The sequence below is a fragment of the Faecalimonas sp. genome, from assembly GCA_029264305.1.
GTDB lineage: Bacteria > Bacillota > Clostridia > Lachnospirales > Lachnospiraceae > Faecalimonas.
This window is the reverse complement of the sequence record JARICA010000019.1, coordinates 1-14,177: the sequence shown is the minus strand read 5'-3', so window position 1 is coordinate 14,177 and position 14,177 is coordinate 1. Positions and strand designations below refer to the sequence as shown.

Sequence of the window (14,177 nt, the reverse complement as noted above, 5' to 3'; positions counted from 1 at the left end):
TTAACACGTTAGTTACTCCCTTTTATTAGAGTATAATATAAACTTTTTTCGGATTTATGTCAACCCTATAAATACAATTAGTTTGTAATTGTTTTTTCTGTTTCTTTATCAAATACATGAATTTTTTCTGCATCAAGAGCAAATTTAACTGTATCACCTGTTCTTGCTGTTGTTCTTGGGTTTACTCTTGCTGTCATTGACGCTCCTTCATAATCAAAATGTAAGTATACTTCTGCACCTAACATTTCATATACACGGATTGTAGCTTCAATTACTGTATTTGGTGAAGATTCGATAAACATCTGCTCATCATGAATATCTTCTGGACGAATACCAAGGATAACTGTTTTTCCATCATATCCACCTTCAATAAGTTTTTTCGCTTTCGCAGGTGGCAATTCAATAGAAGCTGGTCCTGCCTGAAGAGAAACTTTATTTCCATTAACATTACATACTGCATCTACAAAATTCATTTGTGGTGAACCAATAAATCCTGCAACAAATAAGTTACATGGTGTATCATATAATACCTGTGGTGTATCTACCTGCTGTACCACTCCGGCACTCATAACAACAATTCTTGTTCCCAATGTCATCGCTTCTGTCTGATCATGAGTAACGTAAATAATTGTTGTGCCTAATCTCTGATGTAATTTAGAAATCTCGATACGCATCTGTCCTCTAAGTTTTGCATCAAGGTTTGATAAAGGTTCATCCATAAGGAATACTTTTGGATTACGAACAATAGCACGTCCCATAGCAACACGCTGTCTTTGTCCACCTGATAATGCTTTTGGTTTACGATCTAATAATGCTTCCAAATCAAGAATTTTGGCTGCTTCACGAACCATCTTATCAATTTCCTCTTTTGGCACTTTTCTTAATTTTAATCCAAAAGCCATGTTATCATATACTGTCATATGTGGATATAATGCATAGTTTTGGAATACCATCGCGATATCTCTATCTTTTGGTTCTACATCATTTACTAATTTTTCTCCAATTCTTAATTCTCCTGAAGAAATATCTTCAAGACCAGCAACCATACGAAGTGTTGTAGATTTTCCACAACCTGATGGTCCTACAAAAATAATAAATTCTTTATCTTCAATTTCAAGATTAAAATCTTTTACTGCTACAAATCCATTAGGATACACTTTATTAATGTGCTTTAATGATAAACTTGCCATTATATCTTTCCTCCAAAATCATTAATTTTTTCCTCTTTTTAGTATACAAAAAAAGTTCAACTTGGTCTACTTCCAAGTTGAACAATCTTTCTTTTAGAAAATATACAAATTGACGAATTAATCTAATTGTTCTCCAATGTATCTCGCATCACCAAACGCCAATAACAGCATAAAAATTGGATTTAATAATATCAATCCAATTGCATAACCGACTCCTTTGTTAAATGCATTTGCTAATTTTACACTAAAGACAATAGATAAAATTACATTTACACAAGGTACAAGAAGACAAATAATATACCATCCTTTTCCCTTGCCAAATGCCATCTGGTATAAGCAGTATGTATTATAAATTGGAATAATTCCTTTCCAACCTGGCAAACCTGCTTTCTCAAATAATTTCCACGATGCAATAAGTGTTAAAAGAATCATTCCCAAAGAAAATAATAAACCTATTCCTGTCGTGAGCACTTCCGCTAAGTTCATTCCCATAGCAACTCCTCCTTTAAATAATTTATTTTATTAAAAATACCATACTTTTTTATTTATGTCTACTATAACAATGCTTGATAAATTTCTCTTTTTGCTACCCCTCTATCTTTCGCTACTCGCTTCATTGCTTCTTTCTTATCAATCCCTTGGGACAGGTAATATTCCATATGTTTTTCTATGCTCATCTCTTCCCAACGTGAAATTTCTTCTCCTCGTATTTCCTCACGACTTTTGCCTTCCAAAACAAGAACACATTCTCCTTTTGGTGCGTAATTTTCATAATGAGAAATTGCTTCTTCAAGTGTCGTTGCAAATGCAACTTCATGTTTCTTTGTTAACTCACGACAAACAGTAATTCTTCGATTACCCAATGTATCATATAATTCTTTTAATGTTTTTATCAGGCGATGTGGTGCTTCATACAGAATCATTGTTCTTGTTTCATTTGCAAGTTCTCTTAAAACTTCCTGTTTTTCCTTTTTATCACTAGGAAGAAATGCCTCAAATGCAAATCTTCTGGTAGACAATCCTGATAAAGTAAGGGCCGTAATACATGCTGCTGCCCCAGGAAGTGAAGTTACTTCAATTCCTGCATCATAACACATTTTGACTAATTCTTCCCCAGGATCAGATATTCCTGGAGTTCCTGCATCTGTAATTAACGCAATATTTACTCCTGCTTGCAGTTTTTCTACTAATTTCTTCCCTTTTTCAATTTTATTATACTCATGATAACTTGTCATCGATGTTTTTATTTCAAAATGATTCAATAATTTAATACTATTTCTTGTATCTTCAGCAGCAATTAAATCTACTTCCTGCAAAGTTCGTATAACTCTATATGTGATGTCTTCCAAATTGCCAATTGGCGTTGCACACAAATATAGTTTTCCTGCCATATTCTACTCCTTTACTTTAACCCATACTCTCTTAACAACTCATCTGTATACTGATTTTGTTCTTTGTAAACAATCAACGGAGGTTCTACTTTCATCCTAGAATTTCCCCCCTTCTTTCCCTCGATTAGAACCATATTTGGTTCTTTGTCAATATACGGATACACTAAACGCATACGTTTTGGTTCGATCTTATAAGAACACATCTTCGATAAAATTTCCGCAAGTCTAAATGGACGATGCACCATGTAAAATCTTCCACCTGAACGAAGTAATTTCGCACTTTCTGCTAAAATATCATCTAAATCACATAATACTTCATGTCTAGCTATTGCCTTAGCACTATCCTTATTTTGTAAACCATGATCTCCTATCATATAGGGTGGGTTTGTTGTAATTACATCAAAAGAGACAGAACCAAACAGGTTTGCTGCCTCTTTCACATCTCCAGTCACAATGTTGATTTTCTCTTCCAAATGGTTATATAAAACACTTCTTCTCGCCATATCTGCGCTTTCTTCTTGAATTTCAAGACCTGTAAAATATTTCCCGTTTGTTTTTGCTTCTAGTAAAATAGGAATAATCCCCGTTCCCGTTCCTATATCAAGCACACTCTCTCCTTTTTTTACTTTAGCAAAATTAGATAATAACACTGCATCCATTCCAAAACAAAATTTGCTTGGGTGTTGAATAATACGATACCCTTTCACTTGTAAATCATCTAATCGTTCTTCTGGTTTCAAATTATTCTCCATCTAATTTCGATGCTCCCTCTCCTCTTTCTAAAGCTGCAAGTTCTTTCATTTCTTCTTTTGAAAGTTTTACATCTGATTTCTTACGTCTTGGTTTGAATTTTAACTCATTTACTTTATATTCTCGTATTTCTTTCTCATCGTTTTCTAGAGTTACAATTACTTTTACCAATTGACGAAGTACGCTTAAATTCTGTACTTCACCTTTAAGTCCATCCATAGTTGTAACTGTATCACCAATGGCTGGTAATCGACTATTTAAATATTCATATGTTTCCTCTTCATTTGTTAAACAACACATTAACCTTCCACAAACTCCTGAAATCTTAGTAGGATTTAAAGATAAATTCTGCTCTTTTGCCATTTTAATAGATACTGGAGCAAACTCTGACAAATAAGTATGACAACAAAGAGGTCTTCCACAAATACCTATTCCACCACGAATTTTTGTTTCATCACGAACACCTATTTGACGAAGTTCAATTCTTGTGCGAAAAACTGCTGCCAAATCTTTTACTAATTCTCTAAAATCAATTCTTCCATCTGCAGTAAAATAAAATAAAACTTTATTATTGTCAAATGTATATTCCGCATCAATTAATTTCATTTCCAAACCATGCTTACGAATTTTTTCTAAACATATTTCAAAGGCTTCTTTTTCTTTCTCTTTATTTCTTATTTCTATTCTTTTATCTTCTTCTGTCGCAACTCTAATTACTGATTTCAACGGTTGTGTAATCTCATCATCTTCTACTTCTTTCGGATTTGTTACCACACTTCCAAATTCAACACCTCTTGATGTCTCCACAATTACTTTATCACCTTTTTGAATATTTAGTTTTGCTGGTGAAAAAAAATATATTTTACCAGCCGTGCGAAATCTCACACCAATTACTTTTGTCATTCTTAGTTCTCCTTTATTGTCAGCAATAATAATTCCATAACTAAATCAAAATTAACATTTGCCTTTAATCTTGCTTTTGCCTTTTCAAGACTGTCTAAAATAATTTCAATTCCTTCATAAGAACTCTTATTTGCTCTATCTTTTATATATTTTAGTTGATCAGCAAACACAATACCATTCACATCTTTCGTTGCCTTATAAATCAACACATCTCTGTACCAAATCATAATAAGATCTAAATAATCATTAATACTCAATTTATATGTTCCTATTCTCTTAATGGCACATACAATCTCAGAAATCTCCATTTCATTTATATGTTTTAACAACTGCAACGCCTCTTCTTTGATTTCATTAAAATGTTCAGAAGATGCTAACATAATAGCACGCCCCATATTTCCCTGTGCAAATGCCGAACAAATATCTGCTTGATAATCTGGAATCTGCATCTGCTCCATAAGATATTTTTTAATTAACGTTGTCTTAATATTTCTCAATTTTAGCATAACGCATCTAGACATAATTGTCGAAAGCAAACTTTCTGCATTCTCTGTTAATAAAAAAATAATTGCATATGCTGGTGGCTCTTCGATTGTTTTTAAAAGTGCATTTTGTGCCTGCACAGACAGTAAATCTGCTTCAGGAATAATGTAAATCTTATATGGACTACTGTACGGTTTAATAACAATATCATTATTTACTTGCGTACGAATATCATCTACACTGATTGTATTTGGCTTTTCATGTTTTACATGAATAATATCAGGATGATTTCCACTCTTAGCCTGTTTACAGGAATGACACTCCCCACATGGATTCGGTGTATGTTCTTCACACTGCAATGTCATAGCAAACAAATCTGCTAACATCTTTTTTCCTGAACCTCTTTCTCCATTCAAAATATACGCATGAGACACTTTATCTTGAGATACAGCATTCTGAATATATTGAATAATATCATTGTGTCCGATTACATCTTTGAATCCTTTCATGTTACCACCATTCCTTTCCTGAAGTTATATATTGTTAGTATATCATAGTTTTTCTCTAATATATAGTACAATTTCATCTACACAAGTATCCACATTTTCATTATAAAATCTCTTTTTTATCCCCAATTTTTCTAAATTTTCCTCTGAAAAATCTTTCGTATCAGCTAAAAATCTCCTACAGAGTTCTGCATATTTAGGATTTTCCTGCATTTTTTCACGCTCCATCGCTCTTGACAAACGTTCTCCATCCTCTACTTCAACATAAATTGGTACAATGTTTTCTTTTCCAAAATATTCTTGCATTTTTTCATAGGAAACCAACGTTCCAATAATAATGTAATTATTTATTTCCAATTGAATCTGATGATCTGCCACGGTAAAATAATTCCATTTTCCATGTACAGTATCATAAGATCGCAATTCTATTATTTTCCCATTTTTTTGAAAGGTTTCCAATTCCTTTTCACTAACAAAATAATATTCTACGCCATCTTTTTCCCCTTCTCTAATAGGTCGAGTTGTATACAAAACAATCGTTTTTAATTCTGGTAAACATTCTTGCAACTTTTTAAAAATTGTATCCTTTCCAGAAGAACTTTTCCCCATAATATAAAAAATTTTACCCATTTTTCCACACTCCAATATGTTTTTCCACTGCAATTCCCTCAATAGTAAACTGCATTTCTTCATATTTTTTCAAATATTGCACTGCCTCTTTTGTAATTCTCTCTCCTGGTACTACAAATGGTATTCCAGGCGGATATACATATGCATATTCACCTGCTACTTTTCCTTCTGCATTTTCCCACTTTACATACGAAAGTCCTTCCTTTTGTGCTGCTCGAAGTACTTCTGCACTTTTACAAACTAAAGATAACTGAGGAAGTTCTAAACCTTCTAAATTTCTTCTGTCCAATTGCAATCCTTCATCTATCTCAAATAAAGCTTCCTTTAATCGTAAAAAACCTTCTACAGTATCTCCAACTGTTGTCATTGCCAAAACATAAGTTCCCGCTGTCATTTCCATTTGTAACTGATATTTTTTTAAAAGAATTTCACTTAACTGCGTACTTGTTATATTAGTATCTTTTACCGAAATAATTATTTTAGAAATATCAAAATGTTCTGTTCTAATTATTTCTAAATGCTTTAATTCTTTCAGTGATTGTCTTAATGCAACCAACTCTTCTACATACTTACCAAAAAGAATGTCCTTATGATTTTCCAACATTTCCATACAATAATCAATACTTGCCATAAGTACATATGAAGGACTACTTGATTGTAACATATGAAGATAATTTCTTACACTTTCTCTATTTATGATATTTCCATTCAAATGAATTAACGCAGTCTGTGTCATTGCCGGTAACGTTTTATGAACACTGTGGATAACAATATCTGCACCTTTTTCATTTGCATTTTTAGGAAATCTATGATCAAATCCAAAATGTGCACCGTGTGCCTCATCTACAATTAATGGGATATTATATTCGTGTACAATATTGGATATAGTTTCTACATCAGAAACAACCCCATCATATGTTGGCGAAACAATAACCACAGCTTTTATATCATTCTCTTTTTCTAAAATTGACTTTATTTTTTCACACTTAATTTCTCCATTGATTTGTAAATTTTTTTCATATTCCGGATAAATATATATTGGTTCTAACTCATTCATATAAATAGCATGATATACCGATTTATGACAATTTCTAGCTACCAAGATCTTATCTCCTCTTTCAGTCAAACCTAAAATCGCACTTAAAATACCAACTGTACTACCATTTACAAGAAAATGGCTTTCCTCTGCTTGATAAAGTCTCGCAGCTCTCTCCTCTGCTAATTTTAAAATTCCTGTAGCATGATGTAAATCATCAAATCCTTCTATTTCTGTAATATCTATTCCATACGGAAGTTCAACAGAAAATTTTTCTATATTCCGCTTATGTCCTGGCATATGAAATCCATAATAATCCGATTTCTGATACATCTTTAATTTCTCATAGAGCATTCTTTATTCTCCTTCTACTATATATAAAAAAAAGCAGAATCCCTCTCATTAAGGTCTTTCTGCTTGTCTATGCGGAAGATGGGACTTGAACCCACACGTAGTAACCCACACTAGAACCTGAATCTAGCTCGTCTGCCATTCCGACACTTCCGCAAGTTATCTTTTATTATACTTCTTTTTAAGTTTTTAGTCAAATAGATTTCCTTATCTATAATATCCTATAATAATAAAAAGGATATGACTTGTATAAGCCACATCCTTTCTATTATTCTCATTATAAATCTCTTATCTGTGCATGTAATTCTTGAAGTGATTTTACTTCTCCACATCCTGGTTTTTTCATTGATTTAATACCACTTATAGTCGCTTTTGCTGCTGCCATTGTAGTCATATATGGAACTTTTGCTTTAATAGCTGCTTTACGAAGATAACTATCATCTTCTTGTCTATCTTGTCCTATTGGAGTATTGATAATTAAATCTACTTTACCATTTGTAATTAAATCTAACATATCCGGTCTACCTTCATTGAGTTTATATACTCTTTCTGCTTCCATTCCGGCATCTTGAATTAATTTACAAGTATTTTTAGATGCTAAAATTTTAAATCCACTTTCAATAAATTCTTTCGCCACTTCTACTACTTCTGGTTTATCTTTGTCATTGATTGACATTAATACTGTTCCTTCTAACGGAATTTTCTTCTGTGTTGCTTCCTGAGCTTTATAGAAGGCTTCGCCATAGAAAGATGATAATCCTAATACTTCACCTGTAGAACGCATTTCAGGTCCTAAAACAGGGTCTACTTCTTGGAACATATTAAATGGAAATACAGCTTCTTTTACTCCATAATGTGGAATATATTGTTCTTTCAACTGTGGAACAGGTGATGGTTTTCCTGTCAATTCTGCAGTAACAATCTCAGTTGCAAGAGGCACCATTTTAATGTTACATACTTTAGATACTAATGGAACTGTTCTTGATGCTCTTGGATTTGCTTCCAATACATATACTTTTCCATTTTCAATTGCATATTGCATATTCATAAGACCTTTAACATGCATTTCCTCTGCAATTTTTCTTGTATATTCTTTGATTGTTTGAATATTTTCTTCTGTAATATGTCTTGATGGTATAATACAAGCCGAGTCACCTGAATGTACACCTGCTAACTCAATATGTTCCATTACTGCTGGAACAAATGCATGTGTTCCATCACTAATTGCATCTGCTTCACATTCTAAGGCATGATTTAAGAAACGATCTATTAAAATTGGTCTGTCTGGTGTAACACCTACAGCAGCTTTCATATATCCTGCCATACTTTCTGAGTCATATACAACTTCCATTCCTCGTCCACCAAGAACGTAAGAAGGTCGAACCATAACCGGATAACCAATTCTTTCTGCAATCTCAACTGCTTCTTCAACATTTACTGCCATTCCTGATTCAGGCATAGGAATTTCCAATTTTTCCATCATAGCACGGAATAAATCTCTATCTTCAGCAAGATCAATTACAGATGGTGCTGTTCCAAGAATTTTAACTCCATTCTTCTCCAAGTCTGCTGCCAGATTAAGAGGTGTTTGTCCACCAAACTGTGCAATAACTCCTACTGGTTTTTCCTTTTTATAAATACTGAGTACATCTTCTAATGTAAGTGGTTCAAAATATAACTTGTCTGATGTATCATAATCTGTTGAAACTGTTTCAGGATTACAGTTTACAATAATTGTCTCAAAACCTAATTTTTTCAATGCAAGAGAAGCATGTACACAACAATAATCAAATTCAATTCCCTGTCCGATTCGGTTAGGACCTCCACCCAAAATCATTACTTTTGGTTTATCTTCACAAACTGGATTTTTATCTTCTGCATTATATGTTGAATAATAGTATGCACTATCTTCTGTTCCACTTACATGAACACCTTCCCACGCTTCTTCAACACCTAGTGCAATTCTCTTCTCTCTAATCTCTGCTTCTTCTACATCCAATAATTGACTTAAATATTTATCAGCAAAACCATCTTTTTTCGCTGCAATTAAAGCTTCATCAGAAGGTAAATGTCCTTTTGATTTCAAAAGTTCTTCCTCTTCTTCAACCAATTCTTTCATTTGTTCGATAAAATATGCTTTTACTTTTGTTCTTTCATGAATTTCTTCGATTGTAGCACCTTTTCTCAATGCTTCATACATAATAAAATGACGTTCACTTGTAGGTGTTACCAACATTTTGAGAAGCTCATCTTTTGATTTTTTATCAAAATCTTTTGCATGTCCAAGTCCATAACGACCTGTTTCCAAACTTCTGATTGCTTTTTGCAATGCCTCTTTATATGTTTTACCAATACTCATTACTTCACCTACAGCACGCATCTGAGTACCTAATTTATCTTCTACACCTTTGAATTTTTCAAATGCCCAACGAGCAAACTTAATTACAATATAATCTCCATTTGGAACATATTTATCTAATGTTCCATATTTTCCACATGGAATATCTTTCAGCGTAAGTCCTGTTGCCAACATTGCAGATACAAGAGCAATTGGGAAACCTGTTGCTTTTGATGCAAGAGCTGATGAACGTGATGTTCTTGGATTAATTTCAATAATAATATCTCTATCTGTTTTTGGATCATGTGCCCACTGTACATTACATCCACCAATTACCTGAACAGAATCTACTACTTTATGAGATTTTTCTTGTAAACGCTGCTGTACTTCTTCTGATATGGTAAGCATTGGTGCTGAACAGAATGAATCACCTGTATGTACCCCAAGAGGATCGATATTTTCAATGAAACATACAGTAACCATATTTCCTTCAGAATCACGAACCACTTCAAGTTCTAATTCTTCCCAACCTAAAATAGATTCCTCAACAAGTACTTGTCCTACTAAACTAGCTTGAAGTCCTCTTGCACAAACTGTTTTTAATTCTTCTTTATTATAAACAAGTCCGCCTCCAGCGCCTCCCATTGTATAAGCTGGTCTAAGAACAACTGGATAACCAAGTTCTTCTGCAATCGCAAGCGCTTCATCTACTGAATAGGCAACTTCACTTCTTGCCATTTCAATACCAAGACTATCCATTGTCTTTTTAAACTCAATACGGTCTTCACCACGTTCAATTGCATCTACTTGAACTCCAATTACTTCAACATTATATTTTTCTAATATTCCTGCCTGTGCTAATTCTGAACATAAATTAAGACCGGATTGTCCACCTAAATTTGGTAATAGTGCATCTGGTCTTTCTTTAGCAATAATTTGCTCCATTCTCTCAACATTGAGAGGTTCAATATAAGTAACGTCAGCAGTTTCCGGGTCTGTCATAATTGTCGCCGGATTTGAATTAACTAATACAATTTCATAGCCTAAACTCTTAAGAGCTTTACACGCCTGTGTCCCTGAATAATCAAATTCACACGCCTGTCCAATAATAATAGGACCAGAACCAATAATAAGTACTTTGTGAATATCTTTTCTCTGTGACATTGTAATTCCTCCTGTTTCTCGTTGTTTTTCCATTGCCAACTATTATACAAAAAAAAAGATGGAATAGCAATGCTATTTTCCATCTTTTTTTATTTTTATAACTTCTGTAGAAAAGTTCGTTATTTTTCAATACTCCAAATACAGAATTTACCATATTATTTTTTCATATCGTCATTACTAATTACTTTTGCTTTTTCTCATATCTTGCATGTAAGATTAATGCTATCACTGTAAATAACACTGGTCCCAAAATGCTCCATACAGTTGTTGCTATATCACCAGCCATCGCAGGTTGAATAATCGTGAAGAAATTTGCAAATCCAACGATTCCTGTTACAAGAATAGCAAAGACAATCGCTACTGTATTATTTTTGAAAATAACAAACGGTTTATCAATATCTTTATTCTTTTTAAATTTAATAAATGCCGCTGAAATAAACATATATGGAAGTGTCATTGCTACATTTGTCATAGAAACAAGAATATTGAAAAACTGTGTCATCGTATCTCCTCCCATAGAGATTAGGAAAATAAATACAACAACAACAACTGCTTGCACTTTTAAGGCAAATTTAGGCATTCCATTTTCCATTTTACAAAATTTTTCTGGAAGAAGTCCTTTTGGACTTCCCTCAATCAACTGCTTCAATGGAGAATAACATAATGTAAACACAGCTCCTGCTAAAGAAAGCAAGATAGAAATTCCCATAATTCTCGCTACCCAATCTCCTATTTGAATGCACACGCTTTGATTTGCGCCAAAAGCTGCACCAATCTGATATCCTAAATTATTCATAATTACATATGAAGCATTTCCTTTATGAACTGTAGCCGCTGAAAGAGTTTGACTCCAATTTGTAAAAATACCTACACAAAAAATACCAATTGAATATCCTACTGCAACAATAATTGCTGCTATTGTCAAACCTTTTCCAAAATTCTTTTCTGGATTTTCAGTTTCATCTACAAGACCTCCAACCGCCTCAGTTCCCCCATACGCAAATAATGCATATACAAGAAATGCCAACATTGCTAAAGAACCTGCATATTCTGGATTTGGAGATTCCACTAAAGATGCTGCTGAAACAACAGGTTGAGCAAGTTCTCCTCCATTTCCAATTAAAACAAGAAGAGCACCACCAATTAACATAACATTTAAAAACATACATGCAATTCCACCGATCGATGCTACTTTCTGAATATTTTTCATACCCTTACTTGCAAAAAATGTTACAACAACAATAAAAATTATTCCTAGAACGCCAAGTGTTTGTGTGGAACTTAATCCAAAAATACTCCATTTCTGTGTGGTATCTTTTCCGAAAATTGCATTAGAAAGAGGAACCATAATTCCAGAAGAAATGTTAACAAGCCAAATAACATATGATGTATACCACATAAACGTAGCAACAAAAGCATATTTTGTATTTACACAAATTTGCATCCACGAAAAAATTCCACCTTTTTCATCTTTAAAAGCAGACCCATACTCCGCAATCATAAATGCAAATGGTACAAAAAACACAACCGCTGACAATAAGTAAAATGGAATTGCTCCATACCCCATAAGATAAAAAGAGCGAGGCATATTATTGAATCCATACACAGAAGTAAAAATCATCAAAATTAATGCTCCCATACTTAATTTTTTTTGTTTCTCTGACATAAAACTTCCTCCTAACGTATTTAAGATATTTTATATTTTATTTATAAAATGTTTATAAATCAAACATCTGATATTTTCTTGACAAGAAAATATTTTAAGATTATTATCGTAACAAGAAATTATTTATATTTAACTGCAAAAAAATCAATATAATTTCTTGAAATATAGCTTTTTTAATAAAATTATTGATTTATAGGAAAATCATCAGAAATGGAGTGTATGTTATGACAATGAACGAAATCGTAGGAAGCAATATTAAAAAGTATCGTATTGCCAACAACTGTACATTAAAAGAAATTGCAGCAATTGTACACAAAAGTTGTTCTACAATATCCAAATATGAAAAAGGAATTATTCCTCTTACAGCCGACACTATTGCAGAATTTGCTCAAATTTTTGAAATTCCTCCATCGCAACTTCTTGCTGTTCCTTCTGAAAAAATTCATTCTATTGAAAAAACAGATTTTCTTAAAAGACAATATGTATATTCTTATGATGGAAAACAGAAAAAAATCTTGAAAAGTATATTAGAAGAATTTCAAACAACGAATGATACAAATACTTTTGCACAACTATTTTACAATATGAAAGATTTTAAAAATCCAGAAAAATGTAAAGTAATTTATTCCGGTAAAGGTGTATCATTTGGTCCATGGCAACACTACCATTTAAAAAATCATTCTCATTCTGCTGAAGAGATCTGGCTATGTGCTATGGAAACGTTTTCTAATAATAATAAAGTTGGAATTTTAGCTGGAATTTCTAGTGTTACCATGTATCCATGTGCTAGGAAAATTTTAATTGCACCAGATATTCAAAAAGAAAATGAAATTTTAAATGAATTGATTTTTTCTAAAGAAGATTTACAGTTATTCAAAAAATATAATTTTTTTAGTATTCGTCAATTTTTGCCAGAGGAATAAAAAAGAGAATTTACTTCTCTTTTTTTTATCAAAAAAAAGAACAGATAAATCTGTTCTTAAAGTGAAGCATCGGGGATTCGAACCCCGGACAACTTGATTAAAAGTCAAGTGCTCTACCGACTGAGCTAATGCTCCATATATTATATTTCTCTACTCTATTTGTAGAATGCCCAGAGCCGGAATCGAACCAGCGACACGAGGATTTTCAGTCCTCTGCTCTACCGACTGAGCTATCTGGGCTTAACTTATATCCTCTTGGCAATAAAACCTTATTGGCATTTTATCAATAAGTTGAATTGCGGGGGCAGGATTTGAACCTACGACCTTCGGGTTATGAGCCCGACGAGCTTCCAGACTGCTCCACCCCGCGATATTATCTAATTCAATGGATGGAGAAGGATTCGAACCTTCGAAGGCGGTGCCAACAGATTTACAGTCTGCCCCCTTTGGCCACTCGGGAATCCATCCATAAAGCCGACAATCGGACTTGAACCGATAACCTGCTGATTACAAATCAGCTGCTCTGCCAATTGAGCCATGTCGGCATATTAATTATATAATGGGACCAACAGGGCTCGAACCTGTGACCCCCTGCTTGTAAGGCAGGTGCTCTCCCAGCTGAGCTATGATCCCACAATATAACGACCCGAAAGGGACTCGAACCCTCGACCTCCGCCGTGACAGGGCGGCGCTCTAACCAACTGAGCCACCGGGCCATATGAAGATATATACCTTCAAAACCACACACAAGAAATGTCATCCGTTTATCACCTATTCCTAACTGGTTATGCCCTCGACCGATTAGTAACAGTCAGCTCCATGTGTTACCACACTTCCACCTCTGCC

General features: G+C 33.5%; 11 protein-coding genes and 8 tRNA genes. 1 reads left to right on the top strand and 18 read right to left on the bottom strand.

Features of this window, described 5'->3' with window-relative positions; all coding sequences use genetic code 11:
- Positions 1–77: 77 nt before the first annotated feature.
- The 11 genes from ACY2U7_RS06395 to yjeM all read right to left on the bottom strand — a co-directional run bounded on the left by ACY2U7_RS06395 (position 78) and on the right by yjeM (position 12,408).
- Entirely contained in the window at positions 78–1,190 is a 1,113-nt protein-coding gene (locus ACY2U7_RS06395) for an ABC transporter ATP-binding protein (protein ID WP_461812538.1), read from the bottom strand.
- A 117-nt stretch (positions 1,191–1,307) separates the two neighbouring features.
- On the bottom strand, positions 1,308–1,682 hold the full coding sequence (locus tag ACY2U7_RS06390; protein WP_461812537.1) for a DUF5684 domain-containing protein: 375 nt from the start codon (positions 1,680–1,682) through the stop codon (positions 1,308–1,310).
- 62 nt (positions 1,683–1,744) lie between these two features.
- Complete coding sequence (rsmI, locus tag ACY2U7_RS06385; RefSeq protein ID WP_461812536.1) at positions 1,745–2,581, bottom strand: 16S rRNA (cytidine(1402)-2'-O)-methyltransferase; 837 nt, start codon at positions 2,579–2,581, stop codon at positions 1,745–1,747.
- A gap of 11 nt (positions 2,582–2,592) precedes the next feature.
- Positions 2,593–3,333, bottom strand: a complete 741-nt coding sequence (locus ACY2U7_RS06380; protein WP_461816082.1) for a tRNA1(Val) (adenine(37)-N6)-methyltransferase — start codon at positions 3,331–3,333, stop codon at positions 2,593–2,595.
- A complete protein-coding gene (locus tag ACY2U7_RS06375) occupies positions 3,323–4,234 on the bottom strand; it encodes a PSP1 domain-containing protein (protein WP_461812534.1) in 912 nt (303 codons plus the stop codon). The genes ACY2U7_RS06380 and ACY2U7_RS06375 overlap by 11 nt, the downstream gene beginning before the upstream one ends.
- Positions 4,235–4,236: 2 nt before the next feature.
- Entirely contained in the window at positions 4,237–5,226 is a 990-nt protein-coding gene (gene holB, locus ACY2U7_RS06370; protein ID WP_461812533.1) for a DNA polymerase III subunit delta', read from the bottom strand.
- A 42-nt stretch (positions 5,227–5,268) separates the two neighbouring features.
- Positions 5,269–5,853 (bottom strand): nucleoside/nucleotide kinase family protein, encoded by a 585-nt coding sequence (locus ACY2U7_RS06365; RefSeq protein ID WP_461816081.1) that lies wholly within the window; start codon positions 5,851–5,853, stop codon positions 5,269–5,271.
- The gene (locus tag ACY2U7_RS06360) at positions 5,846–7,243 is read right to left on the bottom strand and encodes an aminotransferase class I/II-fold pyridoxal phosphate-dependent enzyme (RefSeq protein WP_461812531.1); all 1,398 of its coding nucleotides are present in this window, start codon (positions 7,241–7,243) and stop codon (positions 5,846–5,848) included. The genes ACY2U7_RS06365 and ACY2U7_RS06360 overlap by 8 nt, the downstream gene beginning before the upstream one ends.
- Before the next feature lie 70 nt (positions 7,244–7,313).
- A tRNA-Leu gene (locus tag ACY2U7_RS06355) sits at positions 7,314–7,396 on the bottom strand.
- Between the two features lie 121 nt (positions 7,397–7,517).
- Positions 7,518–10,742, bottom strand: coding sequence for a carbamoyl-phosphate synthase large subunit (gene carB, locus ACY2U7_RS06350; RefSeq protein ID WP_461812530.1), 3,225 nt, complete (start codon positions 10,740–10,742; stop codon positions 7,518–7,520).
- 181 nt (positions 10,743–10,923) lie between these two features.
- Positions 10,924–12,408 carry a glutamate/gamma-aminobutyrate family transporter YjeM gene (yjeM, locus tag ACY2U7_RS06345; RefSeq protein WP_461812529.1) on the bottom strand — a complete coding sequence of 495 codons (1,485 nt, stop codon included), beginning with the start codon at positions 12,406–12,408 and terminating at the stop codon, positions 10,924–10,926.
- A gap of 224 nt (positions 12,409–12,632) precedes the next feature.
- Between yjeM and ACY2U7_RS06340 the strand changes: the two genes are divergently transcribed.
- Positions 12,633–13,331 carry a helix-turn-helix domain-containing protein gene (locus ACY2U7_RS06340; RefSeq protein WP_461816080.1) on the top strand — a complete coding sequence of 233 codons (699 nt, stop codon included), beginning with the start codon at positions 12,633–12,635 and terminating at the stop codon, positions 13,329–13,331.
- Positions 13,332–13,393: 62 nt separating this feature from the next.
- Here ACY2U7_RS06340 and ACY2U7_RS06335 read toward each other — a convergent pair.
- The 7 genes from ACY2U7_RS06335 to ACY2U7_RS06305 all read right to left on the bottom strand — a co-directional run bounded on the left by ACY2U7_RS06335 (position 13,394) and on the right by ACY2U7_RS06305 (position 14,047).
- Positions 13,394–13,466 (bottom strand) — tRNA-Lys (locus ACY2U7_RS06335).
- A gap of 32 nt (positions 13,467–13,498) precedes the next feature.
- Positions 13,499–13,571, bottom strand: a tRNA-Phe gene (locus ACY2U7_RS06330).
- 56 nt (positions 13,572–13,627) lie between these two features.
- Positions 13,628–13,701 (bottom strand) — tRNA-Met (locus tag ACY2U7_RS06325).
- Between the two features lie 16 nt (positions 13,702–13,717).
- Positions 13,718–13,799, bottom strand: a tRNA-Tyr gene (locus ACY2U7_RS06320).
- Between the two features lie 4 nt (positions 13,800–13,803).
- Positions 13,804–13,876: transfer RNA gene (locus ACY2U7_RS06315), tRNA-Thr, on the bottom strand.
- 15 nt (positions 13,877–13,891) lie between these two features.
- Positions 13,892–13,964: transfer RNA gene (locus ACY2U7_RS06310), tRNA-Val, on the bottom strand.
- A 9-nt stretch (positions 13,965–13,973) separates the two neighbouring features.
- Positions 13,974–14,047: transfer RNA gene (locus ACY2U7_RS06305), tRNA-Asp, on the bottom strand.
- Between the last annotated feature and the right edge of the window lie 130 nt (positions 14,048–14,177).